Here is a 26,695-nt window from a genome sequence, read left to right on the forward strand (position 1 = left end):
GAGCGGCCCCGTCGGTCTTGCGGACGTCCTGACCCGACAGGCCTGCTCGCCATGTGGCATGCATGGGGGGGCAACAATCCCTCCTCCGGCACGAGCTGACCCGAGTCTCGCGGTGCTGCGTCGTGTCAGCCTGGCGCAACCATCCACAGTTGGCCGTGCGGGCATCCACTCGGGATGGTCGCATCGCCCCTCGTGACGGCCTCCCCACCGCCAAGTTCGATGGGGTCGCCCGACACGAACTCCCCACCGCGGAACACCAAGGTGTCTCCAGCCATGGTGGTGCTGCCGCGCGGGAAGACGGGTGTCCACGTCTCGGCGCCGTTGTGGACAGTGACACAGGCAGTCGTGATCTCCACGGTTCCCGTGAGCAGGGCATCCATCCCGGAGTCTCCCGCTGGGTAGACAGCCACGTTGGAGGGATTCGGCAACTTCACGAACTGCATCACGCCAACAACCACGACGGCGGCAAGGACGCAGGCGCCCAGGGCGAGCCAGCGCGTTCTGGTCTGCCGTGCTGTGCGGGCGTAGGACTCCATGGACGACAGTATGCCGCCCGCCCGAGTGGGCGAACGGCATACCGAAAAGCGTTGCGGCACAGGGCCGCTCAGGCTCAGAGGTTGATCATGTGGCCGACGATGCCGTGGACCGACTCCTTGACGGCCTCGGACAGGGTCGGGTGCGCGAAGACGTTGCGGGCAACCTCGTCGGCGGTGAGGTCCCACTTCTGCGCGAGGTTGAGGACGGGCAGCAGCTCGGTGACGTCGGGGCCGATCATGTGGGCGCCGAGGATCTCGTTGTGCTTGGCGTCGGCGACGATCTTGACGAAGCCTACGGCGTCGCCGAGCCCCATCGCCTTGCCGTTGGCGCTGAACGGGAACGTCGCCGTCTTGACGTCGTAGCCCTTCTCCTTGGCCTGTGCCTCGGAGTAGCCGAACGAGCCAATCTGCGGGTGGCAGTAGGTCGCTCGCGGAATGAAGTCGTATTCGATCGGCATGGTCTCGGCGCCGGCGATGGTCTCTGCGGCGACGATGCCCTGGGCCTCGGCAACGTGGGCGAGCATCATCTTGGCCGTGCAGTCACCGATGGCGTAGACGTTGGGCACGTTGGTGCGGCAGAAGTCGTCGATGTCGATGGCGCCACGGTCGGTGAGCTTCACACCGATCGCGTCGAGCCCGTAGCCCTCGGTGCGCGGCGCGAAGCCGATCGCCGAGAGGAACTTGTCGGCCTCGAGCACTTGGGAGTCGCCACCAGCAGCCGGCGAGACCGTGACCTTGACGCCGGAACCGGTGTCCTCGACCCCCTCGACCTTGGTCGACAGGAGGACCTTGACCCCGAGCTTCTTGTAGTGCTTGAGCAGCTCCTTGGACACGTCGGCGTCCTCGGTCGGCACCATGCGATCGAGGAACTCGACGATCGTGACGTCGACGCCGAAGTTCTTCATGACGTAGGCGAACTCGACGCCGATGGCACCGGAGCCGGCGATGACGATCGAGCCGGGGAGGTTCTCGTCGAGGATCTGCTCCTCGTAGGTCACGACGTTCTTCGAGACCTCCACGCCGGGCAGCATCCGGGTCACGGCACCGGCCGCGATGATGAGCTTGTCGAAGGTGACGGTGCGCTTCTCCCCCGAGTTGAGCGCGACGTCCATCGAGGTCGGGCTGGTGAGCGTGCCCCAGCCGTCGATCTCCTCGACCTTGTTCTTCTTCATGAGGAAGTGGACGCCCTTGACGATGCCGGCGGACACCGTGCGCGAGCGCGCGTGGGTCGGGCCGTAGGACATCGTCGCGTCACCCTCGATGCCGTACTTTGCCTTGTCGTGCTGCAGCGTGTGCGCCAGCTCGGCGTTCTTGATCAGGGCCTTGGACGGGATGCAGCCGACGTTGAGACAGACACCGCCCCAGTACTTGGACTCCACGACGGCGGCCTTGAGCCCCAGTTGCGATGCGCGGATCGCCGCGACATACCCACCGGGACCAGCACCGAGGACGACAACATCGAAATCAGCCATGCGGCAAAGACTAGTTGTATGCCGTGCGCTCCCGTCGCCCTCCCCCGTCACCGTGGGAGCAGCCGTAGGGCTTCGTGGATCGAGCGCGAGATCGGCGCTGCGGTGTCGGCTCCGTGGCCACCCTGGCTCACGGCGACCGACACGGCATACCGCGGCTTGTTCGTCGGTGCGTAGGACTCGAACCACGAGGTGTCCGACTTCCCGAACACCTCCGCCGTCCCCGACTTCCCCGAGACCGGCCAGTCGGCTGGCATCCCGGCGAACGTCAGCGCTCCGGTGCCGGACACGACGACCGCCCGAAGGGCATCCCGAACGTAGGCCGCGACGTCCTTCGGGAGTGCGGCGACGTGCGTCGGACCCGCGGGGATCGCCTGTGCCACACCGGAAACAGGGTCGACGATCTTGACCCCGACGCGCGGGGTGCGCACGACTCCTCCACTGGCGATCGCGGCATACGCGACTCCGATCTGCAGGGGCGTCGTCGCGACGTCACCCTGACCGATCGCGAAGTTCGCGGCATCGCCGGCCCGGAAGTCCGCACCCGATGCGCAGTTCTCCTTGGCCAAGGACATCAGGTATGCCGCCCGCGCCGGATCCGTCTTGGCCACCTCGGGGTACCCGGACTTTGCCCGCTTGCAGGTCTCGTCCTTGGTGGACTCCCACACCGACCGCTTCCAGGCCCGGTCGGGGATCCGTCCAGCGGATTCGCCGGGCAGGTCGATGCCCGTGCGCTTGCCGAGCCCGAAGTCACGCACGGTCCTGATGAACGGGTCCTTGGCATCGGAGCCCTTGAGGCCACCGAGCGCCAGCCACGACCGGTAGGCGACGTCGTAGAAGACGGTGTCGCACGAGACCTCGAGCGCCTTGTGGAACGTGATCGGCCCATAGCCACGCGACTCGAAGTTCTGGAAGGCGCGGTTCCCGATCCGGTAGCTCGAGCCGCACTCGTAGGTGCCCGTGAGTGAATTGCCCGCGGCCACGGCGGCCGGGACACTCAGCGCCTTGAGGGTCGACGCCGGCGACATCGCCGACGCGGTGGTGCGCGAGAGGAGCGGCGTCCCGGCAGTGGGCGACGTGAGAGCGGCGTACTGCTTGGCCGAGATGCCGCCCGTCCAGACGTTGGGGTCGTAGGTCGGCGCACTCGCCGACGCCACAACCTGTCCGTTCGCGATGTCGAGGACGACGGCGCCGCCGGAGTCCGCAGGTTGCCCGCGCTTGCGCGCCGCCGCCATCTCACGGACCAACGCCTGCTCCGTGGCAGCCTGGACGGCGGCGTCGATGCTCGTGACGAGGTCCTTGCCGGGGATGGGATCGGTCTGCGACACCACCCCGGTCACGAGTCCGCGGGGGTCGACCGACACCGTCGTGCGACCGGGCGTGCCCCTCAGGGCAGTGTCGTACTGCTGCTCCAGCCCGGCACGACCCACGAGGTCGTCACCGGTGACCCGACCGTCCGAGGCCGAGACCTCCTTGTCGGTGGCGCGGCCGAGGTAGCCGAGGAGGTGCGCCGCGTTGACTCCGAGGGGCGCCGGATAGCGGCGCACAGGCACGGCCTCGACGGCCACTCCGGGGTAGAGGTCCGGACGTTCGACGAGGCTGAGGGCACGCTGCGGGTCGACACCGCTCGCCACCGGGATCGGCACCTGCGGTGAGCCCGCCCAGCACGCTGGCGCCGGCGGGGCCCCGGGTTCGCCACAGAGGTGGGTCCGCGCGAGAAGGTCGTCGACCGGACGCTGCAAGGTCTTGGCCACCCGGGTCAACAGCGCGCGCGCCCCGTCATCACTCTCCGCGACCACGCGGCGTTCCAGCGTCACCACCGTGACGGAAGTGTTGTCCGCCAACGGTTTTCCCATCCGATCGAGAATGCGCCCCCGCACTGCCGGGACGACGATCTCGCGAGTGTTGAGCGACGACGCCGCTGCCGCATAGTCGGCGTGGTCGGTGAGCTGCACCTGCCCAAGGCGACCGAAGAGGAGCACGAAGAGCAGCGCGACGACTGCGCCAGCGGCGAGGAACCGGCCCTGGTGGGCCGACCCGTCGCGGGGGCGGATCCCGATGTTCGTCATGCGAACCGCCGCTGCTCGGCATGTCGCTCCACAGCGGTCACGAGGGGCACGACGACCAGAGCCACGGTCGCCGTGGCGAGAACCCGGCCCAGTGACGACGCACCGTCCACCGGGACACCCTGCGCCAGGGCGATCAACGCCCGCACCGACTCGAGCCCACACCCGGCACCGGCGACAACGGCCACGACCCACACCAGCGACACCTGACCAGGTCGGCGGGCGAGACCGAGGAGGAGGCCGCACACGGCATACAGAAGGGCTTGGGTGCCGAGCACCGGCGAGCCCGGAGGCAGGAGGTCGAGGAGCCAGCCGCCGACCAGTCCTGTGGCGAGTCCGGCGCGTGGCCCCGAGCGCAGGGCAGCGGAGGCCACGACGACGAGGACAAGGTCGGGCAGCGGCGCGAGGTGGCGAGCACCCAGAGTCACTGCGAGGACGGCACCGACCAGCAGCAGGGCACCTCGCACCACCACACCAACTGGGGTCACGACGCTCCCCCGGTCACGGCAGGCCTCGCCGCCGCACGCGGCGCGGTGAGCAGGACTCCGACGATGGACAGGGCGCCGACATCGACGGCGGGGCGCACCGTACCGGACGGCGCGAGTCGGCCACGTTGAGGTTCGACGGCACTGACCGTGCCGACGAGCACACCGGGAACGAAGGGCCGGCCGTCGACGCTGCCGAGGGTGCGGACCTCGTCGCCGACGCGCAGAGCGCCGGTCTGGACGAGGGTGAGCCCCAGTTCTCCCGTGCGGCGCTCGGCAGCTGAGGCCGCCGATCCCCCGACGGTGGCCAGCGAGCCAGCAGGGCCCACACGCACGCCCACCGCGACGTCCGGGCCGCCAACCACGAGCACGTCGCTCGTCCAGGGCGCGACCGACGCGACCCGACCCACCAGACCATCGCCGGACACGACGGTGCGATCGGCGGCGACGCCGTCGCGACTTCCGACGTCAATGGTGATGCGCACGACGCCCTGAGGACCCGGTGCGCCGACACCGACCACCCGCGCCGGGACGACGCGGGCACCCGCTGTCGACGGCGCTGCGAGCAATGCCTTCAACGCAGCGGCATCGGCTCCGGCCAGCTGGGACTCGCGCAGCTCGCTCGCCAACCGGTCGTTCTCACGGCGCAGCTCCTCCTCGCTCGGGCGCCCCGCGGGAGCCAGGACACGCTCGAGCGGGCCGAGCACCGTGGCCGCACCGCGACGCAAGAGCCCCGGACCCGGCCCACCGACGAGGTCCACGAGCACGAGGGCCAGGGTGACGAGCACCGCGACCGCGACGAACCGACGTCGTCGACGGTCGGACGCGTCGCCCCTCACGGCCGACGGTTGTCGACGAGGACGCGGTGCAAGGTGTCGAACTCCTCGACACACTTGCCGGCGCCTCGGGCGACGGCGCGCAGCGGATCGTCGGCGACGACCACAGGCACACCCAGCTCGTGGTGCATCCGCTCGGCCAGGCCGCGCAGCAGGGCGCCGCCACCGGTCAGGGTGATGCCGCGGTCGAGGATGTCGCCGGCGAGCTCGGGCGGGCAGACGTCGAGGACGGCCCGGGCCAGCTCGACCATCTGCAGCACGGGAGCCTCGATGGCGCGACGCACCTCCGCCGACGAGATGGACACGGTCCTGGGCAGCCCGGAGACGAGGTCGCGACCACGCACCCGCTCGCTGAGCTCCTGGCGCATCGGGAAGGCCGAACCGACCGCGACCTTGATCTGTTCGGCGCTGCGTTCACCCATGAGCAGGGAGTACTCGGACTTCACGTGGGCGATGATCGCCTCGTCGACCTCATCGCCGCCGATGCGAATCGAGCGCGACGTGACGATTCCGCCGAGGCTGATGACGGCGACGTTGGTCGTGCCGCCACCGAGGTCGACGACCATCGAGGCGTTGGTCTCCTCGATGGGCAGACCCGCACCGATCGCGGCCGCCATCGGCTCCTCGATGACGTGGACGCGACGGGCACCGGCCCGCAGGGTCGAGTCCTCGAGCGCTCGGCGTTCGACGCTGGTGATGTCGCTGGGCACGCACACGACCATCCGCGGCCGGAAGATCCGCGACGGCGCGACCTGGTCGACGAACCAACGCAGCATCCGCTCGGTGACGTCGGCGTCCGAGATGACGCCGTCGCGCAGCGGGCGGATCGCGCTCACCGAGTCGGGCGTGCGGCCGAGCATCTCCTTGGCGCGGTGACCTGCAGCGAGCAGCTGAGAGGTCCCGGTGCGGACGGCGACGACCGACGGCTCGTCGAGGACGACCCCGCGGCCCCGCTCGTAGATGACCGTGTTGGCGGTCCCGAGGTCGATCGCGAGGTCTCTCGCGCGCACCCATCGGTCCAGTCCAGCCACGTTCGCGATGCTACGCGGGGTGCCACGTCGGGTCAGTCGCCAACACGCGCAGGGACCCGCTCATCTGTCGATCGGGGTAGACGGGTGAGTGCCACGAGCACGCCCACGAGCATCAGCACCGCCGCGGCCACGTCAGCCACATGCATACCTGCCATGTATGCCGTCCGGCCGGCTGCCGTGAGCAGCTCACCCGGGATCCCGGGCAGGTTGCCGGCCACAGCGAGGGCGCCGGCCAGTGACTGGCCGGCCTCGTGCAGGTCCGGACCGGGCAGGGTCACCGCCGAGGGGACCTCGAACCCGTGCCGATAGCCGGCGTTGAGCATGGAGCCGAGCACCGCGATGCCGAGAGCACCGGCCATCTCCGAGGTGGTCTCGAGGAAGCCTGCGACGGAACCGGAGAGGTCTGCGGGAACGGTGCCGACGACGTACTCCGTGACCAGGGTGGCCACCGAGACGATTCCGGCCGCCACGAGGGTCGCACCGATGAGGCAGACCCAGACGGACGAGTCGGCCTGAACCCGGGTGAGCTCGACGAAGCCGGCCGCCGCGAGGCCCAGGGCCACCGCGATCACCCGAGGGCGTCCGAGCCGCGCGGAGAGGGCACCTGCGCCCGGCGCGACGACCGCAATGACGAGGCTGGGCGCCAGGCTCCAGAGCGCCGCCCGGAGGGGGCTGAGTCCGAGGACCTGCTGGAGGTACTGGGTCAGCAGGATGGCATTGCCGATGATCCCGGCCTGGGCGATGACGTTGACCGCGATCGATCCACCGAACCCGCGGCGGGCGAACAGGGAGAGATCGAGCAAGGGCTCCGCGGATTGCAGCTGGCGCACGACGAACAGAGCGGCACAGCTCAGACCCACGACGAGGCCGACTCCAGCCCGCACCGACCAGCCCACGGCCGCAGCTTCCTTGACTCCCCAGATGAACGGAAGCACGGCCGCCAGCACGAGGACCGCGCTGAGGATGTCGATGCGATGCGGGTGCTCGGACCGGGACTCCGGCAGCAGTCTCGGCGCGACGACGAGCAGGGCGAGCATGACGGGGACATTCACGAGGAACACCGAGCCCCACCAGACGTGCTCGAGGAGGACTCCGGCGATGATCGGTCCCAGTCCGACTCCCCCGGCCATGACGGCCGACCAGATACCGATGGCCTTCGCGCGCTGGACCCCGTCGTGGAAGATCGTGCGCACGAGGGCCAGAGTCGACGGCATGAGCGTGGCCCCACCGACTCCCATGAGGGCGCGGGCGCCGATGAGCATCTCCGCGCTCGTCGACCAGGCCGCGAGCAGTGACGCCGCCGAGAAGGCGACGGCTCCGATGAGCAGCAGGCGCCGCCGACCGATCCGATCGCCGATCGCGCCCATCGTGAGCAGCAGTCCGGCGAGGACGAATCCGTAGATGTCGAAGATCCACAGCAACTGGGTCGCAGACGGCTGGAGGTCTTCGGCAATGAATGGCACGGCGAAGAAGAGCACCGACACGTCCATCGAGACGATGAGCAGCGGGAGGCAGAGGACAGCGAGCGAGATCCACTCCCGACGACCGGCCTTGGGCGGGCTCACGATGGGCGGTGAGGTCGCGTTGGTCATGGCAGAACCTTTCTGTGTACGACATATAGGTCTATGCAATACGCAGAAAGTACTCCCACATCCGTGTACGACGCACGCAGTAATGCCCTACTCTTGGATTCATGCCCGCCCCGACGCCACCGCCCGCCCCGCTTCCACTCCCCCGCTACCTGCAGCTGCTCTGGGACGTTGAAGAGTCGGGCCGTCGCGGCCCCAAGCCCGGGCGCAGCATTCAGGAGATCGGCGCCGCAGCCGTGGGCCTCGCCGACCGCGAAGGACTCGAGGCGGTCTCCATGAAGGCCGTGGCCGCCGAACTCGGGCTGACGACCATGTCGCTCTACCGCTACGTCGACTCCAAGGACGAACTCGGCGCGGTCATGCTCGATGTCGCCTACGGCCCGGTGGGAGATCGGCTGACCCACCGAGGTCGCTGGCGGACGCGTCTGGAGGCGTGGGCCCGAGTCGTCGCCGAGCTCTGCCGCGAGCACCCCTGGATCGTCGACATCTCCCTCCCCGGGCCACCCCTCACACCCAACGCCATCGAGTGGATGGAGGCCGGCGTCCGCGCGCTCGCACCGACCGGGCTCACCGGGCAGCAGCAGCTCTCGTCCCTGCTCGTCGTCGACGGCTACGTGCGCGACCACGTGCGGATGTGCGTGCGGTTCGGGCTGATCGGCGACCCCCACGACAACGGACAGCTGTATGGCGCCCGCCTCGCCCAGCTCATCGACCCGGCTCGCTTCCCCCTCGTGAGCGCTGCACAAGGCGCCTTCGAGGACGACGACACCGACTTCTTCGAGACCGAGCTGACCTTTGGCCTGGGCCTGCTCCTGGACGGCATCGGCGCCATGGTCGACCGCTCGAACTAGGCCAGACCCGGTCGACACGAGAGAACGCGCCGCGTGGGCCCGGGCCCACGCGGCGCGTTCTCTCCTGTCGACTACCTCTGTGCGCTGGTCACTTCCCGCGGTTGCAGGGGTTGCCGACGTCGACCGCCTGGCCGCGGTCGACGATGATGCTGCGCGTGCCGAGGACCTTGCCCTTATCGCTCGTGCAGGTGAGGTTCCACGACTCCTTGACGCCGGTGACGATCGCCGGGTCAGGTGAGGCGAACGACATCGTGCCGGTCCAGTCGGTTGCCGGGCTGCCGCCGTCGTAGTTGTTCGCCTCGATCCGGTAGCCACCGGGCACCGGATCGAGTGCCGCGGCCATCTCGGGGTTGTCGGCCGTCGCCGCTGACGCCACCTGGTTGCCGGCCGCGTCGTAGATGTAGAAGTCCCAGTCGACCGCCGTGCCTCCCGGCCAGTTGAAGGTGAAGATGACCTTGCCGTTGTCGTAGGTCGGCATGCCCTGGATCGTGACGTCGGTGAACTCCGACGCACCGACCGCGGGAACTCCGGCAGGATTGGTGATCGGCGAGCTCGGCTGCGGCGGGCCCTGCGGGTCACGGCCATAGCGACCGACGACGAGCGGACGCGTCGACGGGTTGACCGCCCACGAGAACGCGCCACCCTTGCCGGACAAGGACGACGTGAGGACGTCCGTGTACGGGATCGGCGGGGTGGTGCCACCACCTGGCTGGGTGACGGGTGAGGTCATCCCGGTGTAGGACTTGCGGACGCTCAGCGTCGTGTTCGCGGGCGCCTTGCCCGTGATCGTCGAGTGCATCGCCTTGTCCATGGCCGCAGCAGCAGCCCGGTAGTAGGCCTCGCGGTTGCCGCCCAGACCGGCTCCAGCGGCAGGTGCCAGACCGGCATACTCCGCGACGACGCCGTCCTGGAACGGCGGGTGGAAGCCCTCCGTGCCGATCTCGAAGGTGAAGCCGTAGCCACCCGTGTTCCAGTAGCTCCAGTCCTCGACCGAGCCCGAGGTGTCGTAGAGACCGAACGACGGGATGTTGGCGTAGTCGTTGTGCGAGGCGAAGTCGGCCCCGAGCGCGCGGTACTGGATCTCGTCGGGGCTGAATCCCGTGGAGGCCAGCGAGGGCGGTCGCAGGACGAGGTTGCTGTAGGTGTGGTTGGTGATGAGGGTCGTCACCTGGTGGCTGCTGATGAGGTCACGCACCGCGGCACCCTCGGGCTCGCTGCCGGGGGCGTCACCGCGATAGGTCTCGCTGCTCCACGATGCCGAGGCGCCGGGGCCTCCCCAGAAGCCGGGGTAGTTGCGGTTGAGGTCGGTGCCACGCAGCGCGCCCGCAGGATTGTCGGCACAGGTTCCGGGCTGGTACTGCGCAGGAGTGTTGACGCTGATCGCGCAGTTCTTGCGCTTCATCTCGTAGTCGAACAGGCTGAAGTCGCCGAGGGGCGTGGCCTCGCGCGAGATCTCGAAACCATCGACGTTGACGACCGGAACGACGATCGTGCGCACTCCCTTGAGGAGGCCAGCGTTGCGGGCGTCGCCACTCTCGAGGAGGTCGTAGGCGAACTCCATCGAGTGCTCGGCCGACGGCCATTCGCGGGCGTGGTGGGCGCCCATGATGAGGAACACCGGCTTGCCGTCGTTGACGTTGGCTGCGCCGTCGGTGATCTCGATGCCCCTGATCGGCTTGCCGAGGACCGAGGACCTGCTGAGCGTGAGGGGCTTGACCTTCGTCGGGTACTTCGCGGCGAGGGCAGTCATCTCGGCGTTGTAGTCGGCGAGGTGGCGGTAGGACGTGCGGCCGCTGGGCAGCTCGGACTCGGCGACGGAGGCGGCATATGCCTTGTCTGCGGCCCTGTTGGCCCGCTCGGTCGCCGCGAGGTCGGCGTTCTTCACCGTCCACGTGTGTCCGGACTTGCGCAGACGCTCGGCGTCTGCGCGGCCGTGGAGGACGACGTCGACACCGGTCGTGTCGGAGTGCTCGGTCGTGTCCAGCCCGAGTGCATTGACGGCCGAACGTTCCGCCTGGGTGACGGCATGGACGTGGACGATCTGGACCTTGTCGTCCTGCGCGTTGGGCTGTGGTGCCGCGATGGCGGCGCCCGTGCCCACGAGACCGGCGAGGGCCAGCGCTGTCGCGGCCACCACCCCCGGTCCGACTCGAGTGATCCTCATGCCTGCTCCTTGGTCAGGGGAAGCGCCCGGGTGGGGTCGCGATCCTCAACCTAGGGAGTTACCGGGCAGTCCGCGCGGCCAGAAGGTGCCAAATTTTTCACCGGACCACAGACGCCGGTATGCCGCCCGCTCTGGTGAGCGGACGGCATACCGGATGTCTGTTGGTGGGCTCTCAGAGCCCGGGGAACCAGATCGCGATCTCGCGCTCGGCCGACTCAGGGGAGTCCGAGCCGTGAACGATGTTCTTCTGGACCTTCTCGCCCCAGTCGCGGCCAAGGTCACCGCGGATGCTCCCGGGCGCCGCCTCGGTCGGGTTGGTCGCGCCGGCGAGCGACCGGAAGCCGGGGATGCAGCCCTGCCCCTCGATGACCGCAGCGGTCACCGGGCCGGACGACATGAACTCGAGGAGCGGCTCGTAGAACGGCTTGCCCTCGTGCTCTGCGTAGTGCGCCGCGAGCATCTCGCGGGTCGGGGACGTCACCGCGAGGGCCGCGAGGGTGTAGCCCTTGGCTTCGATCCGACGCAGCACCTCCCCGGAGAGGCCGCGGGCGTAGCCGTCAGGCTTGACGAGGACGAGCGAGCGTTCGATGGTCACGTCGTCAGCCTAGCGAGCGGTCTCGGCGTCGTGTTCGCGGGCCGCCATCATCGCGTCGATCTCCTGGCCTTTGATGAGGCAGAGGACCCACAGCCCGGTGAAGACGAGGCCGACACCGATCATGGCCGGGACGAGGAACGCGCTGAGCCAGGTGAGCAGCTGGACGAGCCAGCCGAGGGGCAGACCGAGAGGCCCGCGCAGGAGACCGGCCGCCACGAACGCGAGGACGGCGAGAGCACAACCGGCCCACAGCAGGGTCTTCGCGTTGTCGGCGTCGTTCGCGATGGCGGTGCCGCGGGCGAGCAGGGCGCCGAGCAGGATGACGAGCGCCTGGCTGCCGAGCACGCTCGCGAGCATGCGCCAGGTCATCTTGCCGGTCTGGCCGACAAGGGGAAGACGACTCATCCGCGCTTCCACTCGCGCACGTCGATCGCGGCCTTGGCGGCATCGAGGGGCGCCTTGGTGGCCTGCCGGTAGAGCTTGATCGCGGTCACCTTCTTGTCCTTGGCCAGGGCCAGGTCGATGGACTGCTGCACCTCGAGTGGCAGGTCCTCGACCGGCCGGAAGCTGACCTTGTCGCCGCGCGTGTTGTCACGGAACTTGGTCACGAGCCAGAACACCAGCGCCGCGATGGCGATGATGAGGACCAGTTTGGTGAGCGGATTCATGCCACGAGGGTATGCCGCCCACGCCCATCCCGGCTTCGTGCCCCGCCCGGACATGCCGCAACCCGACTTCGTGCCCCGCCCGGACGTGCCGCAACCCGACTTCGTGCCCCGCACGGACACACACAACCCAACTTCGTGCCCCGCACGGACGTCGGCGGGCGCCTGCTTGGATGTGACCGTGCCCCTTCCCGCCTCAGCCCTGCGCCGAGTCGTGCTCGTCGTCGCGGGTCTGAACTTCGCGTGGTTCTGGGTTGAAGGTGCGGTGGCTCTGGCGATCGGGTCGGTCGCGCTGGTCGCCGACAGCGTCGACTTCCTCGAGGACACGTCGATCAACTTGCTGATCGCGCTGGCACTCGGCTGGGGCGCCCGTCACCGCGCGATCGCCGGCAAGGTGATGGCCGGGATCCTGCTCGTGCCCGCTGCCGCAGCGGTGTGGCAGGCGGTGTCCAAGTGGGGCGACCCGGTGCCGCCGGATGTCGGGTGGCTGGTGGTGACGGCCGGGTCGGCGGCGGTGGTGAACGGGTTCTGCGCCTGGCTCCTCGCACGTGTCCGGACCTCTGGAGGCAGCCTGTCGCGGGCGGCATACCTGTCGGCTCGCAACGATGTCCTGGTCAACCTCGCCATCATCGCGATGGGCGCCGTGACCCTGTGGACGGGATCGGGGTGGCCCGACCTTGTCCTGGGGCTCGGCATCGTGGCCATCGGGATTCACTCAGCCGTCGAGGTCTGGGAGGTCGCGAGCGAGGAGCATCTCGCCGCCAAGGCCCTCGCCGGCGAACCCCTCGACTGACACGCCCCCGACCCGACTTCGTGCCCCGCACGGACAAGAGGAGCGCAGCGACGAGTGTCCGTGCGGGGCACGAAGTCGCAAAGGGCTCAGACGTCGGTGACGCCCAGGAGCATGCGGACCTCAGCGGCGGTGATGACGGAGCCGGTCGCGAGGACTCCCCCTCCGACCCCGCTCTCGTCGGCGATGCCGGCGGCGCGGTCGAGGGCATCGGGCAGGTCACCGACGACGGTCACCCGAGCCTCACCGAAGATCCCCTTGGCGATCTCACCGAGGTCGTTGGGACGCATGGCCCGGGCCGACGTGGTGCGCGTGATGATGACCTCGTCGAGCACGGGTTCGAGGATCTCGAGCATCTCGGAGGCGTCCTTGTCCTTGAGGATCGCGACGACGCCGACGAGCTTGGTGAAGGTGAAGGCTTCCTGCAGGCCGTCACGCAGGGCGGTCGCACCAGCGGGGTTGTGCGCGGCGTCGACGAGGACGGTGGGGCTGCGCCGCACGACCTCGAGTCGGCCCGGGGACGTTGCCGCAGCGAGACCGGCCTTGAGCACGTCGAGGTCGAGCTCCTGCTCGCCGCCACCGAGGAACGCCTCGACCGCCGCGATGGCGAGCGTGGCGTTCTGTGCCATGTGCGCGCCGTGGAAGGGCAGGAAGAGGTCGGGGTAGGTCGTGGACAGGCCACGCACGCTCAGTGCCTGTCCCCCGAGCGCCACGTCCGCGCCGTCGAGACCGAACTGCTCACCCTCGACGGCAATCTGGGCACCGACTTCTTCGGCCCGCTCGGCGAGGATCGCCGTCACCGCGGGGTCACCCTGGTCGGCCGAGATGACGATGCCGCCGGCCTTGATGATCCCGGACTTCTCAAGGGCAATGTCGGTCACGCGGTTGCCGAGGAAGTGCTGGTGGTCGAGGGCGATGGGGGTGATGACGGAGACGACACCGTCCGCGACGTTGGTCGCGTCCCAGCTGCCTCCCATGCCCACCTCGATGATCGCGACGTCCACCGGCGCATCCGCGAACGCTGCGTAGGCCACGGCCACGAGGACCTCGAAGTAGGTCATGCGCGGCTCGTCGTTCTCCGCTGACCTCGCATCGACGAGCTCGATGAGCGGGATCACCTCGGCATAGGAGCGGAGGAACTTCTCGGCCTCGATCGGGCGGCCACCGATGGAGATCCGCTCGAGCATGGAGTGGAGGTGCGGGGACGTGAATCGCCCTGTCGTCAGGCCCATCTCGCGCAGGATCGACTCGATCACGCGAGCGGTCGTCGTCTTGCCGTTGGTCCCGGTGAGGTGGATGACCGGGTAGGTCCGCTGGGGGTCTCCGGCGAGTTCCATGACCGCCTGGATGCGGTCGAGCGAGGGCTCGAGGTCGTGCTCAGGGGCGCGAGCGAGGATCGACTCCTCGACCTCACGCAACCTCTGCATGATCTCGAGGGTGCGCGCTGCTTCACGCTGGGAAGAATCGGGAGCCGGTGCCATGCGACCCATTCTCTCAGCCGCACGGCACCAGCCCGACCCTCAGTCGAAGGAGACGCCCTCGAAGTCCTCGGGCGTGTACTCCCGCGGCTCGACCAGCACCATCCAGTTGCCGGAGTTGTCGCGCATGAGCGCCTCGACGCCGTAGGGCCGGTCCTCGGCCTCCTGGAGGAACTCGACGCCCTTGGCCTTGAGCGTCTCAACCGTCTTGCGGCAGTCGTCGACGTGCAGACCGACACCGGGCAGACCACCTTCGAGCTGGGCGCGCTGCATCGCTGCGATGAGGTCGTCGGACAGGGGCTTGCTCGGCGTCGTGAGGTGCAGGGACAGCTCGGGCTGGCTCGGGTGGGTCACGGTGACCCAGCGGAAGTCCTCCCCGAGGACGATGTCGTCGCCGGCGGCGAAGCCGAGGACGTCGGTGTAGAAGGCGAGGGACTCATCGAGATCCTTCACCCAGACGGACACGAGGGACACGTTGGTGATCATGCGGTCGACGGTATGCCGCGCAGTCAGTGCCCTGCTTCTTCTGGATTGCGGTCCCTCCTTCCGCTGACAAACTTTCGACCAATAGGTCACGAATTGCGCTTCTGAAGCGCGCAATTCGTGACCTATTGGTCAGAAAGTGGTGGGTATGCCGTCCGCTCCCGTTCCGGGGTCGGCGCGCTTCTCGACGAGACCAGTCATGAAGACCCAGCAGCCCGGGATGCGAGGGGCGCCGCTCACGGCATACCTGGCCTGAAAGGCGCTGGGAGTCTCGCCGACGATCTCGCGGAACCGACTGCTGAACGACCCGAGGCTCGAGTAGCCCACGGCGTGGCAGACCTCGGTGACGGTGAGGTTCGTCGTCCGGAGCAGGTCCTGCGCGCGCTCGACCCGCCGCTCCCCCAGGTACGCGAGCGGAGTGGGCCCGTAGACGCTCGCGAACGAGCGGAGGAAGTGGAACTTGCTCAGCCGGGCGATCGCGGCGAGCTCGTCGAGGTCGAGCTCGTCGGCGAAGTGGCGGTCGATGTGGTCGCGCGCGCGACGCAGGTGCACGAGCACATCACCGGGAACGCGACGCACGGGTTCAGGGGCAGGCTCGGGCACCCGCTCACCCTAGGGCTGGGTCCTGAGGAGCCTTCGTCAGCGGTGGACGACCTCGGACTCGGGCGGCAGGGTCGGCTCCCCCGGCTTCCAGCCGGGAGGGGCGAAGAGGTAGCCGGCCCGGTCGCGCCATGAGCGGGCGCCGCGCACGTCGCGCACCGCCGCGAGGAACTCGCCGTACTGCAGACGGAACGGGTTGTGCGTCGTCACCGGCACGGTCAGCCCGTAGACGGGGATGTCCTCCTCCTCGGCGTAGGTACCGAAGATGCGGTCCCAGATGATGAGGATGCCGGCGTAGTTCTTGTCGAGGTACTGCTTCTGGCTGGCGTGGTGCACCCGGTGGTGGCTGGGCGTGTTGAAGATGAACTCGAAGGGCCCCCACAGCTTCGGGATCGTCTCGGTGTGCACCCAGAACTGGTAGATCAGGTTGAGCGAGAACGCGAAGAAGATCATCCACGGCGGCACACCGAGCAGCGGGAGCGGCGTCCAGAAGAGCAGCTCGCCCCACGGGTTCCACTTCTGACGCAGGGCCACCGAGTAGTTGAAGTAGACCGACGAATGGTGCGCCTGGTGCGCGGCCCACAGGATGCGGATGCGGTGGCTGGCGCGGTGGTAGCTGTACCAGAGCAGGTCGACGGCGAGCAGCGTGAAGACCCAGGTCCACGGGTTGCTCGCATCCATGTGCCACGGCGCGATGTTCCACAGCGCGAAGTAGAGGAACAGCGCCGCGAAGCGCGCGCCGAGGTTGATGATCACCGAGCCGACCGCGCTGCCGAGGTTGGAGGCCGTGTCGGGCGAGGAGTAGCCCTTCTTGGGGTTCTCTCCCAGTTCGTCGTCGTGGTCGTCGAGGTACTTCAGCGCAAGGAGCTCGAGCACGATGAACAGCGCGAAGAACGGGATCGCAAACGTCACCGGGTCGTGGAACGGGTTGCTGATGATCTCCAACGGGCTGTCCATGGCGACAAGTTACTCGACCGTAGGCTTCGGCGCCGTAACCCAGCCCACACCCTCCGACTTCGTCGGGGGGTATGCCGGTCAGCCGAGTTTCGTGACGAGGATCCGGACCGCTTCGCCGTCACCCACCGTGGCGTCGGTGGCGCCGTTGCCCGCCGGGATCGCGTCGAGCTGGGGGGCAGAACCGAACTGGGTCGCGAGGGTCTCGTCGACGATGAGCGCCTGGTGCGCCACCGTCGCCTCCCACACGACCTGCGAACCGGTCACGGTCAGGGAGATGCGGTCACTCACGTCAAGACCGGCCTCGCGGCGGGCCTGCTGGACTGCACGGATGACGTCGCGCGCCAGACCCTCGGCCGCCAGCTCGGGCGTGACCTCGGTGTCGAGCACGACGAAGCCACCACCGGGCAGGACCGCGGTCGCCCGCTGGGCCTCTCCACCGCCTTCGACGACGGTCTCGAGCGAGTACTCACCCTCGACGAGCTCCAGCCCACCACTGGTGACGGTGCCGTCCTCGGCCACCGACCAGTCACCGGACTTGGAGCCCTTGATCGCGGTCTGGACCTCGCGGCCCAGACGCGGCCCAGCGGCGCGGGCGTTGACCGTGAGCTTCTGGGTCACGCCGAAGTCGCTGTCGCCAGCGGCGTCGAGGTCGAGCAGGGACACCTGACGGACATTGACCTCGTCGGCGATGATCGCGGCGAAGTCCTGAAGGTCCGCGGCACCCGGCACGACGACCGTGAGGTCGCGCAACGGCAGGCGGACGCGCAGCTTCTCGGACTTGCGCAGCGACGAGGCCACCGAGCAGATGATGCGCGCCTGGTCCATCCGGGCGACGAGCTCGTCGTCTGCCGGCAGCTCGTCAACCGTCGGCCAGTTGGTGAGGTGGACCGACCGCTCCCCTGTGAGGCCACGCCAGATCTCTTCCGAGACCAACGGCAGGAGCGGCGCAGTGACTCTCGTCAGCACCTCGAGCGTCGTGTAGAGCGTGTCGAACGCAGCGCGAGTGTCCGCATCCGACCCGTCCGCGGCATCTCCAGAAGCGGTGTCCCAGAAGCGTTCTCGCGACCGGCGGATGTACCAGTTGGTGAGCACGTCGACGAAGGAACGCACCGAGTCACATGCCCCGGCAACGTCGAGGCCCTCGAGCTGTGCCGTCGTCGTCTCGACGAGTTGGCGCAGCTTCGCCAGGAGGTAACGGTCCAGAGGTGCGGTCGAAGCGGTCGACGACTGTGCGGCATACCCGGCTTCGTCCGAACCGTTGCCGGCGCCGTAGGCGTTGGCGTACAGCGAGAAGAAGTACCACGTGCTCCACAGCGGGATCTGGACCTGGCGCACTCCCTCGCGGATCGCCTCCTCGGTGACGATGAGGTTGCCACCGCGCAGGATCGGCGAAGCCATGAGGAACCAGCGCATGGCGTCGGCGCCGTCGCGGTCGAAGACCTCGCGGACGTCGGGGTAGTTCTTGAGCGACTTCGACATCTTCTGGCCGTCCGAGCCCAGGACGATGCCGTGCGAGATCACCGAGCTGAAGGCGGGACGGTCGAAGAGAGCCGTCGACAGGATGTGCAGCATGTAGAACCAGCCGCGGGTCTGCCCGATGTACTCGACGATGAAGTCGGCCGGGAAGTGGTGCTCGAACCATTCGGCGTTCTCGAACGGGTAGTGCACCTGGGCATAGCTCATCGACCCGGAGTCGAACCACACGTCGAGCACGTCCTCGACCCGGCGCATGGTCGAGCGACCAGTGGGGTCGTCGGGGTTGGGACGGGTGAGCGAGTCGACGAACGGGCGGTGCAGGTCGGGTTCCCCCGCCGCGTTGAGTGGGAGGCGACCGAAGTCACGCTCGATCTCCTCGAAGGAGCCATAGACGTCGGTGCGCGGGTAGGCAGGGTCGTCGGACTGCCACACGGGAACAGGGCTGCCCCAGAAGCGGTTTCGCGTGATCGACCAGTCGCGGGCGTTCTCGAGCCAGCGGCCGAACTGACCGTCCTTGACGTGCTCGGGCACCCACTCGATCTGCTGGTTGAGCTCGACCATGCGGTCCTTGAACTTCGTCACCTCGACGAACCAGGACGACACACCCTTGTAGATGAGCGGCTGACGGCAGCGCCAGCAGTGGGGGTAGGAGTGGTCGTAGGTCTCGCGACGCAGCAGCACCGTGCCGGCCGTCACCGAGCCGTGCTCACCCTCACCCTTCGTGGCCGCCTTGAGGTGGTCGATGATCGGCGCGTTGGCGTCGAAGACGAGCAGGCCTTCGTACTCGCTCACGGGGAACGTGAAGGCACCATCAGCACCGACGGGCATGACCGGTTCGATGTTCTCGCGGTCCGTGACGATCTTGTCGTCCTCACCGAAGGCGCCCGCGCTGTGCACGAGCCCGGTGCCGTCGGTGGTCGTGACGAAGTCGGCCTCGACGACGCGGAAGGCGTTCTCGTGGCCCTCGTAGTAGGAGAACGGCGGGGTGTAGCTGCGACCCAGGAGGTCGGCACCCTTGACCCGCTCGACGATTGCGTCGTCGAGCGATCCGGCGTCGAGACCAAGATCCTTGGCGTATGCCGCGAGGCGGCCCTCCGCGAGAACGTAGCGTTCCGTCGTGCCCGTGAAATCAGACTCGACGACGACGTAGTCGATGTCAGGCCCGACCATGATCGCGAGGTTGCTCGGCAGGGTCCACGGCGTCGTTGTCCAGATGAGCGCCAGTTCGCCTGTCTCGAGGCGCAGTCCGACGGTGACAGCCGGGTCCTGGCGCTGCTGGTAGACCTCGTCGTCCATGCGGAGCTCGTGGTTGGACAGCGGCGTCTGGTCGTTCCAGCAGTAGGGCAGGACGCGGAAGCCCTCATAGACGAGGCCCTTGTCATGGAGCGACTTGAACGCCCACATGACCGACTCCATGTAGGGGGCGTTGAGCGTCTTGTAGTCGTTGTCGAAGTCGACCCAACGCGCCTGACGGGTGACGTACTCCTGCCACTCGTCGGTGTACTTGAGGACCGAGGAACGGCAGGCGTCGTTGAACTTCTCGATGCCGAGCTCGAGGATCTCGTCCTTGGTCTTGATGCCGAGCTGGCTCATCGCCTCGAGCTCGGCGGGCAGGCCGTGCGTGTCCCAGCCGAAGCGGCGCTCCACGCGGCGTCCGCGCATCGTCTGGAAGCGCGGCACGAGGTCCTTGACGTAGCCGGTGAGCAGGTGGCCGTAGTGCGGCAAGCCGTTGGCGAAAGGAGGTCCGTCGTAGAAGACGAACTCGTTGTCACCGTTCTCGCCGGCGTCGCGCTGGTCGATCGAGGCCTGGAAGGTGTCGTCGGCGTCCCAGTAGGCCAGGACGGCTTCCTCGATCTGCGGGAAGCGCGGGCTCGAGGACACCTTGGGGGTGCCCGACTGCTCCGGCTGGTCGCCGCTGGTGGAGACCTGGGGGTAGGCCATCGTCGTCTCGTCCTCTACTCGATCGCTGCGCCGCCTGTACTGACGTCGCTCCTGCTGATCGAGGACGACGTCACCGGGATCGATCCCGGCGGCACCGCGGTACCACCCCGCTTGCCGCATTTCCAGGTCGAACATGCTGTGACACTGGAGATACAACCGCTCTTGTTCCAAGGTCGTGACGCGACCCGCACGTCCGGTTCTAGTGGGCGACCCGTGAAGGTCACTGTTCTTCCGAAAGGCTCACCGCTGATGACGGCTCGAACGCCTGTGACCCCAGTCTAACGGCAGTTGGGAGGCGACTTGGAGAGCGCTAGACTCGGCCCGTTGCCGATCCTTCGGTGACACCAACCGCGTCCGCGGGGGAAAGCCGGTCCAAGTCCGGCGCTGACCCGCAACCGTAGGCCCCCGTGAGGGTGGCGAGCCGGACCTCCTCGTAGGCGCGAGCGGCTCCACATCACCCGTCGAGGTCACGGGACGGAGCCCGAACAGCCTCTTGGCCGGGTTCGGGCGATCGTCACGAACCGCTGAGGAAGGCTGTACCCCACATGCTCCGCACCGCTCTTCGCGTGCGCGTCGCCGCGCCCTTCGCGCTGGCTGCGCTCACCCTGGGTATGCCGTCCGTCGCGGTTGCCGAGACCACGCCGACTCCCAGCGCAACCACCTCGGCAAGCAGCACCCCGACCCCGTCGGTGAGCGCCACGCAGACCGCCACGGAGTCGGCGACGCCCAGCGCCACTCCCACTGGGGCGGCGACGGCGAGCCCCAGCCCCACCGCAGCGGCATCGCAGACACCCCCAGCCCCCAAGCTCGCTCCCCAGGCCGCCCCGGACCCGACCTTCACCGTCGTTCCCCTCGGCAACTACGAGACCCAGCAGGGCCGATACGCCGCGCACTTCCTGGCCCAGCAGCTCCACGCAAATGGCGACCACTTCAACTTCCCCGTGTCTGAGTTCGGCACCTTCGCGGACACCGGCAACACGATCGACGCGATCCTTGCTCTCGACGCGACCGATACGGGTGGCACGGCCGCCGCGGCAGCCACTGCCTGGGTCGAGAAGAACGTCGGGGACTACATCGCCTACCCGGACAGCCCCGTGAGCAGCGGTGGGACGGGCAAGACGCTCATTCTTGCGGCGGCCCAGGGACGTGACCCGCACGCCTTCGGCGGCTTCGACCTCGTGGCCGAGCTGCAGAAGCTCGTCACCGCGCAGGGTCGCTTCGGCACGGCAGACAACGACTACGGCGTCACGATCAACCAGATCCTCCCGATGATCGCCCTGCAGAAGGCCGGGATTGCCGTGCCCGACGCCAGCTTGGCTTTCCTCGGTGCGCAGCAGTGCGCGGACGGTGGCGTGCGCGGTGGGCTCGATGCCACGACCTGCGCCAGCGACCCTGACGCCACGGCGTTTGCGGCCCAGGCCTTCCTCGCGTTGGGTGAAACCGCCCGGGCCACCAAGGCTCTGGACTACTTGGTGTCGCGGCAGCGTGCCGACGGCGCCCTGACCAATGCCAGTGGAGAGGGTGCCAACGCCAACACCACTGGTGTTGCGGCTCAGGCCTTCGCCCTCGGTGGGCGTGACATCGCCTACCTCAAAGCGGCCGACTTCATCGTGAGCCTGCAGTGGAAGTGCGAGGTCGCGACCCAGTACCGCGGCGGCATCGCCTTCACGAGCGCCAATCGCACCATCAGCACGAGCAACGTCGAGCAGGCCATCCGCGCGACCCCGCAGGCCGTGCTCGGACTCGTCGCTGGCTCGCTCCCGACCGTCGACAACGACGGCGTGGTCGCCACGACCACCGCTCAGCCCTGCGCGGCGCCGACCACGACGACCTCAACCCCCACGTCCACGGGCACGTCCACGCCCACGGGCACGGGCACGGGTTCCAGCACACCCACGACGGGGCCCTCCACGACCTCTGGTCCCTCGACGCCAGCTGGCTCAGGTTTGGCGTACACAGGTGCCTCGCCCTTCATGCCGCTCACCATCGCAGTGCTCCTCCTCCTCGCCGGCGCTGCGACGATCCTCGTCTCGCGCCGTCGGGGTACTCACCAGTGATCCTGAGCAACCTCACCCACCGGTTCCTCGCCCTCGCGGCGAGCGTGACCATCGCGGCGGCTGGCCTCGTCGGAGCGGCTGGTCCGGCGCAGGCCGCGGCGTGCTCCGGCAGCAACGGGGTCACCGTTGTCGTCCAGTCCTCTGCCGGCACATCGACGAAATGCGCGGGCGGAGACCCGTCGTCGGCCCTGGCCGCCTTGCGCGATTCGGGCCACTCGATCACCTTCGTCCGCAATCAGCCCGGCTTCATCTGCCAGATCGACGGCTACCCCAACGTCACGTGTGCGACTCCACCCCCGCTGGACGCCTACTGGGCCTTCTTCCACGGACCCGCAGGTGGGTCGTGGACCTACAGCCAGAGCGGCGCCGGCAGCTACAACCCCAGCCCGGGTTCGTCTGTGGGATTCCGTTTCGGCTCGGGCACCCAACCGTCAGTCCCGCCTGCCGCTCCGGCGCCCGCACCGAAGCCGACCACGGCCAAGCCGAAGCCGACGACAGCTGCGCCCAGGCCCACGACGGCCGCCCCGAAACCCACCACGGCTGCACCTCGTGGCACGACGGCTCCCGCTCCGGCCCCGACCAGTGGGGCGGCGCGCAGTGCCACCACAGCAGCGTCCTCAGCTGCATCGGCCGCGGCGTCGGCGTCGGCGTCGGCAGCGGCCAGTGCCTCGGCATCAGCGTCGGCGTCGGCCGGCAGCCCCCCTGCCTCCGCGTCACCGACCTCGTCCGCCTCGGCGGGCGACACGGTGAGCGCGCAGAAGCCTCCGGGCACCGGCTCGGGCAGTTCCGGTCGACTCGTCGGCGGTGGAGTGCTGCTCCTCGCCCTCGCAGCGGCCGTCGGGGCCGTCGCCCTGCGTCGCCGCCAGGCCGCGGCTGCACCGTCCGCACCGCCCACGGACACGCCCGCGCCGTGACGCGCCCCTGATGAGAATCCCATGAGCCCACTCCTTCCTCGCGCCGTGCACCCCGCGGCGTGGTGGGGGTGGGCCATCGGGCTCGCGGTGGCCGTGAGCACGGTGACCAACCCCTTCCTGCTGCTCACCGCTCTGGGCGTCGCCGCCCTCGTCGTCACGTCGCGCCGTGGCAGCTCCCCCTGGGCGAAGTCGTTCCGCCTCTACCTCTGGCTCGGCGCCTTCATCGTCATGGTGCGCGCACTGCTCCACGTCCTCGTCGGCCTCAAGTACGGCGACACCGTCGTGCTGCCCCTCCCCGAGGTGACCCTCCCGTCATGGGCTGCGGGCATCAACATCCTCGGCGACGTCCGGCTCGAGGGCCTGCTCGGCGCCATCACCGACGGTCTGCGGCTCGCCGTGATGATCGCCTGCATCGGCGCGGCCAACGCCCTCGCCAACCCCAAGCGGCTGTTGCGAAGCCTGCCGGGAGCCCTGAGCGAGATCGGATCCGCCGTCGTCGTCACGATCACCGTCGCCCCGCAGCTCGCCGACAGCGTCCAGCGGGTCATGCGAGCGCGCGCGCTGCGTGGCGACACGGCTCGTGGCATCCGGGCACTCCCCCGCATCGCCCTGCCCGTCCTCGAGGACACGCTCGACCGCTCGTTGCTCCTGGCATCTGCGATGGACTCCCGCGGCTATGGTCGTCGTCGCGACGTCGCTCCAGCCCAGCGCATCCTCACCGCCATCTGCACCCTCGGCGGGCTCCTGGCCAGCGCCGTCGGCATCTACGGAATCCTCGACGCGACGACCCCCGACTGGCTCGGCGCTCCCGTCCTGTGTGTGGGAATTGCGTTGTCCCTCAGCGGGATCTGGCTCGGTGGCCGCGCCAATGCCCGGTCGACCTATCGCCCGGACCCATGGCGCTGGCCCGAGTGGCTCACCGTCGTGTCGGGTTTCGCAGCCGCGCTGGCCGTCCACCTCGCGGCCCGCGGCGATGCCGCATCCTTGGGTATGCCGCTCGCCCCCCTCACCGTGCCCGCCCTTCCCCTGGTGGCTGTGGCGGGCTTCCTCGTGGCGGCCCTGCCTGCCTTCCTCACCCCCGCACCTCCAGCCCCCGCCACCCGCGGCCAGGACCGACTTCGTGCCCCGGACGTAGGACTGGAGGGGGTGCCGTCATGATCGAGCTCGACCGCGTGTCCGTGACCTTCGACGGCGCCGCCACCCCCGCACTGCGCGACGTCACGCTCACCATCGAAGAGGGCGAGCTCGTGCTCGTCGTCGGGCGCACGGGCTCGGGCAAGTCCACCCTGCTCGGGACCATCACGGGCCACGTCCCACACTTCACCGGCGGCACCCTCGCCGGGAACGTCCGCGTCCACGGACGGGACACCCGTGACCACCGACCCCGCGACCTGGCCGACCTCGTGGGGGTCGTCGGCCAGGACCCGCTCGCCGGATTCGTCACGGACACGGTGGAGGAAGAGCTCGCCTACGGCATGGAGCAGCTCGGCCTGTCGGGTTCGACGATGCGCAAGCGCATCGAGGAGACCCTCGACGTCATGGGCATCGCCGACCTGCGCGGTGCCGCCCTGCGCGAGCTCTCGGGTGGTCAGCAGCAGCGCGTCGCCATCGGCTCGGTCCTCACCGCCCACCCCAAGGTCATCGTCCTCGACGAGCCGACGTCAGCCCTGGACCCCACTGGCGCCGAGGACGTCCTGGCCACCATCACCCGCCTCGTCCACGATCTCGCGGTCACGGTCATCGTCGCCGAGCACCGCATCGAACGCGTCCTCCAGTACGCCGACTCCGTCGTCCACGTCGGTCTCGATGGCGCTGTCTCACAGGGCGATCCGGCCCAGATGATGCTCACTGCCGACGTTGCACCGCCCGTGGTGGAGCTGGGGCGTTGGGCCCACTGGACGCCCCTGCCGCTGTCCGTTCGCGACGCCCGTCGACGGGCCAGGCCCTGGCGTTCGCTTCCCGTTGCACCGCACCCCACGGCACCACTCGACGGTCCCGTCCTCGTCGAAGCGAAGCACGTCATCATCCAGCACGACGCCGTCGTCGCCGTTGCCGATGTCGACCTCTCGTTGCGCGGCGGTGAGATCACCGCCCTCATGGGTCGCAACGGCGCCGGCAAGTCGTCGCTCCTCTGGGGCCTCCAGGGATCCGGCGCGCTGCGCTCCGGCACCGTCCGCATCACCACCGACTTCGTGCCCCGTACGGACGAGCGAGCCCCGGCGAGCGCGTCCGTGCAGGGCACGAGGTCGCAGGCGCAGGCGGACATTCACCGGCTCGACGCAGCGGAGCGCCGTCGACATGTCGGACTCGTCCCCCAGTCCGCGGCCGACCTCCTCTACCTCGACTCCGTCGGAGCCGAGTGCCACCAGGCCGACCGCGAGAGCGAACGCCCACCGGGCACCTGCCGCAGCCTGCTCGACGACCTGGCACCCGGCATACCCGATGACCGTCACCCTCGAGACCTGTCCGAAGGACAGCGGCTCGCCGTCGTCCTCGCCGTCCAGCTCACCGCCGACCCGCCGGTCCTCCTCCTCGATGAACCCACTCGCGGGCTGGACTACTCCGGCAAGGCTGCGCTGCGGCAGGCACTGCACGACCTCACGGCCCGCGGACGGTGCGTCGTCGTGTCGACGCATGACGTCGAGTTCGTCGCCGAGACCGCCGACCGCGTCGTCGTCATGGCCGCCGGCGAAGTCGTCGCCGACGGACCGACCGCCGACGTCGTCGTCTCGAGCCCAGCGTTCGCCCCGCAGGTCGCGAAGATCACCGCACCGCAGCCGTGGCTCACCGTCGACGACGTCCGGTATGCCGTCGGGGAACCCACGTGACCGCGCTCGCCACTCCCCCGCAACCCGCGACCCGGGTGGACCGCACCCGAGCAATTCGGTTGCGGCCCAGGTCCATTGCGGCGATCGCGGCCGTGAGCGTCGCTGGTGTCATTGCGTTCGGCTGGCCGCTCATCGTGGACCCCGGAACGGCCTTCGGTCACTCCACCGACGCACCCCTGCTCTTCTCGCTGCTCATGCCGCTGCTGCTCGCCGTCGTCCTCGCCGAGATCTCGGAGGGCGGACTCGACGTCAAGGCGATCGCGATGCTCGGCGTCCTCTCGGCTGTCGGCGCCGCGCTTCGGCCCGTCGGTGCCGGGACCGCCGGACTTGAGACGGTGTTCTTTCTGCTCATCCTCGGCGGGCGCGTCTTCGGTGCCGGCTTCGGCTTCGTCCTCGGCGCGACCACCCTCTTCGCGTCCTCACTCATCACGGGCGGCGTCGGCCCGTGGTTGCCCTTCCAGATGCTCGGCGCCGCCTGGGTGGGGCTCGGTGCGGGACTGCTGCCACCCCTGAAGGGAAAGGCCGAGATCGCCCTGCTCGCTGCCTACGGCGCCGTCTCCGGTCTCCTCTATGGCGTCGCCCTCAACCTCATGTTCTGGCCCTTCACGACCGGCCTCGACAGCGACCTGTCCTTCGTCGCCGGTGCCTCCCTGGTCGACAACCTGCAGCGGTTCCTCGTCTACTCGTTCGCGACCTCGCTCGGCTGGGACATCGGCCGCGCCATCACCAACATCGTGCTCGTCAGCCTCACCGGCAGCGTTGTCCTGCGCACCCTGCGGCGCGCTGCCCGCAAGGCAGCCTTTGACGCACCGGTTGAGTTCACCGCACCCCAGAACTCAGACGCCGTTCACTGACCCGTTCTACCCCTTTGGCACAATCGCGCT

At 68.9% G+C, this 26,695-nt stretch carries 23 protein-coding genes and 1 riboswitch; of the genes, 7 read left to right on the top strand and 16 right to left on the bottom strand.

The genetic code is table 11. The features are described from left to right. Positions 1–125 precede the first annotated feature (125 nt). The 7 genes from JNB_RS05520 to JNB_RS05550 all read right to left on the bottom strand — a co-directional run bounded on the left by JNB_RS05520 (position 126) and on the right by JNB_RS05550 (position 8,015). Positions 126–536: a hypothetical protein gene (locus JNB_RS05520; protein WP_009774318.1), complete on the bottom strand. Its 411-nt coding sequence runs from the start codon at positions 534–536 to the stop codon at positions 126–128. Between the two features lie 74 nt (positions 537–610). Then, positions 611–2,008: a dihydrolipoyl dehydrogenase gene (gene lpdA / locus JNB_RS05525; RefSeq protein ID WP_009775433.1), complete on the bottom strand. Its 1,398-nt coding sequence runs from the start codon at positions 2,006–2,008 to the stop codon at positions 611–613. Between the two features lie 47 nt (positions 2,009–2,055). Further along, a complete protein-coding gene (gene mrdA, locus JNB_RS05530; protein ID WP_009775434.1) occupies positions 2,056–4,074 on the bottom strand; it encodes a penicillin-binding protein 2 in 2,019 nt (672 codons plus the stop codon). Then, positions 4,071–4,559: a rod shape-determining protein MreD gene (gene mreD, locus JNB_RS20310; RefSeq protein WP_083784401.1), complete on the bottom strand. Its 489-nt coding sequence runs from the start codon at positions 4,557–4,559 to the stop codon at positions 4,071–4,073. The genes mrdA and mreD overlap by 4 nt, the downstream gene beginning before the upstream one ends. Continuing rightward, on the bottom strand, positions 4,556–5,395 hold the full coding sequence (gene mreC / locus JNB_RS05540; protein WP_009775436.1) for a rod shape-determining protein MreC: 840 nt from the start codon (positions 5,393–5,395) through the stop codon (positions 4,556–4,558). The genes mreD and mreC overlap by 4 nt, the downstream gene beginning before the upstream one ends. Beyond that, positions 5,392–6,423 (bottom strand): rod shape-determining protein, encoded by a 1,032-nt coding sequence (locus JNB_RS05545; protein WP_009775437.1) that lies wholly within the window; start codon positions 6,421–6,423, stop codon positions 5,392–5,394. The genes mreC and JNB_RS05545 overlap by 4 nt, the downstream gene beginning before the upstream one ends. A gap of 32 nt (positions 6,424–6,455) precedes the next feature. Continuing rightward, a complete protein-coding gene (locus tag JNB_RS05550; protein ID WP_009775438.1) occupies positions 6,456–8,015 on the bottom strand; it encodes an MFS transporter in 1,560 nt (519 codons plus the stop codon). A 101-nt stretch (positions 8,016–8,116) separates the two neighbouring features. On the opposite strand from JNB_RS05550, the gene JNB_RS05555 reads away from it, so the two are divergent. Then, on the top strand, positions 8,117–8,863 hold the full coding sequence (locus JNB_RS05555) for a TetR/AcrR family transcriptional regulator (RefSeq protein ID WP_009775439.1): 747 nt from the start codon (positions 8,117–8,119) through the stop codon (positions 8,861–8,863). Between the two features lie 88 nt (positions 8,864–8,951). Here the strand turns inward: JNB_RS05555 and JNB_RS05560 are convergent, their stop codons facing one another. The 4 genes from JNB_RS05560 to JNB_RS05575 form a co-directional block, all read right to left on the bottom strand. Continuing rightward, the gene (locus JNB_RS05560; protein WP_148232328.1) at positions 8,952–11,027 is read right to left on the bottom strand and encodes a M14 family zinc carboxypeptidase; all 2,076 of its coding nucleotides are present in this window, start codon (positions 11,025–11,027) and stop codon (positions 8,952–8,954) included. Positions 11,028–11,199: 172 nt separating this feature from the next. After that, positions 11,200–11,622, bottom strand: coding sequence for a nucleoside-diphosphate kinase (ndk, locus tag JNB_RS05565; protein WP_009775441.1), 423 nt, complete (start codon positions 11,620–11,622; stop codon positions 11,200–11,202). 9 nt (positions 11,623–11,631) lie between these two features. Then, positions 11,632–12,027 (bottom strand): DUF4233 domain-containing protein, encoded by a 396-nt coding sequence (locus JNB_RS05570; protein ID WP_009775442.1) that lies wholly within the window; start codon positions 12,025–12,027, stop codon positions 11,632–11,634. Then, positions 12,024–12,290, bottom strand: a complete 267-nt coding sequence (locus tag JNB_RS05575; protein ID WP_009775443.1) for a hypothetical protein — start codon at positions 12,288–12,290, stop codon at positions 12,024–12,026. The genes JNB_RS05570 and JNB_RS05575 overlap by 4 nt, the downstream gene beginning before the upstream one ends. 178 nt (positions 12,291–12,468) lie before the next feature. On the opposite strand from JNB_RS05575, the gene JNB_RS05580 reads away from it, so the two are divergent. Continuing rightward, positions 12,469–13,080: a cation transporter gene (locus tag JNB_RS05580; protein ID WP_237700620.1), complete on the top strand. Its 612-nt coding sequence runs from the start codon at positions 12,469–12,471 to the stop codon at positions 13,078–13,080. An 86-nt stretch (positions 13,081–13,166) separates the two neighbouring features. Here the strand turns inward: JNB_RS05580 and JNB_RS05585 are convergent, their stop codons facing one another. From JNB_RS05585 to ileS, 5 genes are all read right to left on the bottom strand, one after another. Then, on the bottom strand, positions 13,167–14,558 hold the full coding sequence (locus JNB_RS05585) for a folylpolyglutamate synthase/dihydrofolate synthase family protein (protein WP_040884260.1): 1,392 nt from the start codon (positions 14,556–14,558) through the stop codon (positions 13,167–13,169). Positions 14,559–14,597: 39 nt separating this feature from the next. Next, complete coding sequence (locus tag JNB_RS05590) at positions 14,598–15,041, bottom strand: VOC family protein (protein ID WP_009775446.1); 444 nt, start codon at positions 15,039–15,041, stop codon at positions 14,598–14,600. A gap of 129 nt (positions 15,042–15,170) precedes the next feature. Further along, a complete protein-coding gene (locus JNB_RS05595) occupies positions 15,171–15,641 on the bottom strand; it encodes a helix-turn-helix domain-containing protein (RefSeq protein ID WP_192807988.1) in 471 nt (156 codons plus the stop codon). A gap of 36 nt (positions 15,642–15,677) precedes the next feature. Beyond that, entirely contained in the window at positions 15,678–16,595 is a 918-nt protein-coding gene (locus JNB_RS05600) for a sterol desaturase family protein (RefSeq protein WP_009775448.1), read from the bottom strand. Positions 16,596–16,673: 78 nt separating this feature from the next. Next, positions 16,674–20,012 (bottom strand): isoleucine--tRNA ligase, encoded by a 3,339-nt coding sequence (gene ileS / locus JNB_RS05605; protein WP_040884261.1) that lies wholly within the window; start codon positions 20,010–20,012, stop codon positions 16,674–16,676. Positions 20,013–20,372: 360 nt separating this feature from the next. After that, positions 20,373–20,440: riboswitch (cobalamin riboswitch) on the top strand. 117 nt (positions 20,441–20,557) lie between these two features. Here ileS and JNB_RS21445 point away from each other — a divergent pair. Genes JNB_RS21445 through JNB_RS05630 form a run of 5 tightly spaced genes read left to right on the top strand, consistent with a single transcriptional unit; the run spans position 20,558 to position 26,665 of the window. Further along, on the top strand, positions 20,558–22,069 hold the full coding sequence (locus JNB_RS21445) for a secreted protein (protein ID WP_009775450.1): 1,512 nt from the start codon (positions 20,558–20,560) through the stop codon (positions 22,067–22,069). After that, entirely contained in the window at positions 22,066–22,983 is a 918-nt protein-coding gene (locus tag JNB_RS21450) for a hypothetical protein (protein ID WP_009775451.1), read from the top strand. Before JNB_RS21445 ends, JNB_RS21450 begins: the two co-directional genes overlap by 4 nt. A gap of 21 nt (positions 22,984–23,004) precedes the next feature. Then, positions 23,005–24,141 (top strand): energy-coupling factor transporter transmembrane component T, encoded by a 1,137-nt coding sequence (locus tag JNB_RS05620; RefSeq protein ID WP_009775452.1) that lies wholly within the window; start codon positions 23,005–23,007, stop codon positions 24,139–24,141. Then, positions 24,138–25,811 carry an ABC transporter ATP-binding protein gene (locus tag JNB_RS05625; protein WP_009775453.1) on the top strand — a complete coding sequence of 558 codons (1,674 nt, stop codon included), beginning with the start codon at positions 24,138–24,140 and terminating at the stop codon, positions 25,809–25,811. Before JNB_RS05620 ends, JNB_RS05625 begins: the two co-directional genes overlap by 4 nt. Further along, the gene (locus JNB_RS05630) at positions 25,808–26,665 is read left to right on the top strand and encodes an ECF transporter S component (RefSeq protein ID WP_237700621.1); all 858 of its coding nucleotides are present in this window, start codon (positions 25,808–25,810) and stop codon (positions 26,663–26,665) included. Before JNB_RS05625 ends, JNB_RS05630 begins: the two co-directional genes overlap by 4 nt. The last annotated feature ends 30 nt before the right edge of the window (positions 26,666–26,695 follow it).

Origin of the sequence: Janibacter sp. HTCC2649, assembly GCF_000152705.1 — a bacterium.
Taxonomy (GTDB): Bacteria; Actinomycetota; Actinomycetes; order Actinomycetales; family Dermatophilaceae; genus Knoellia.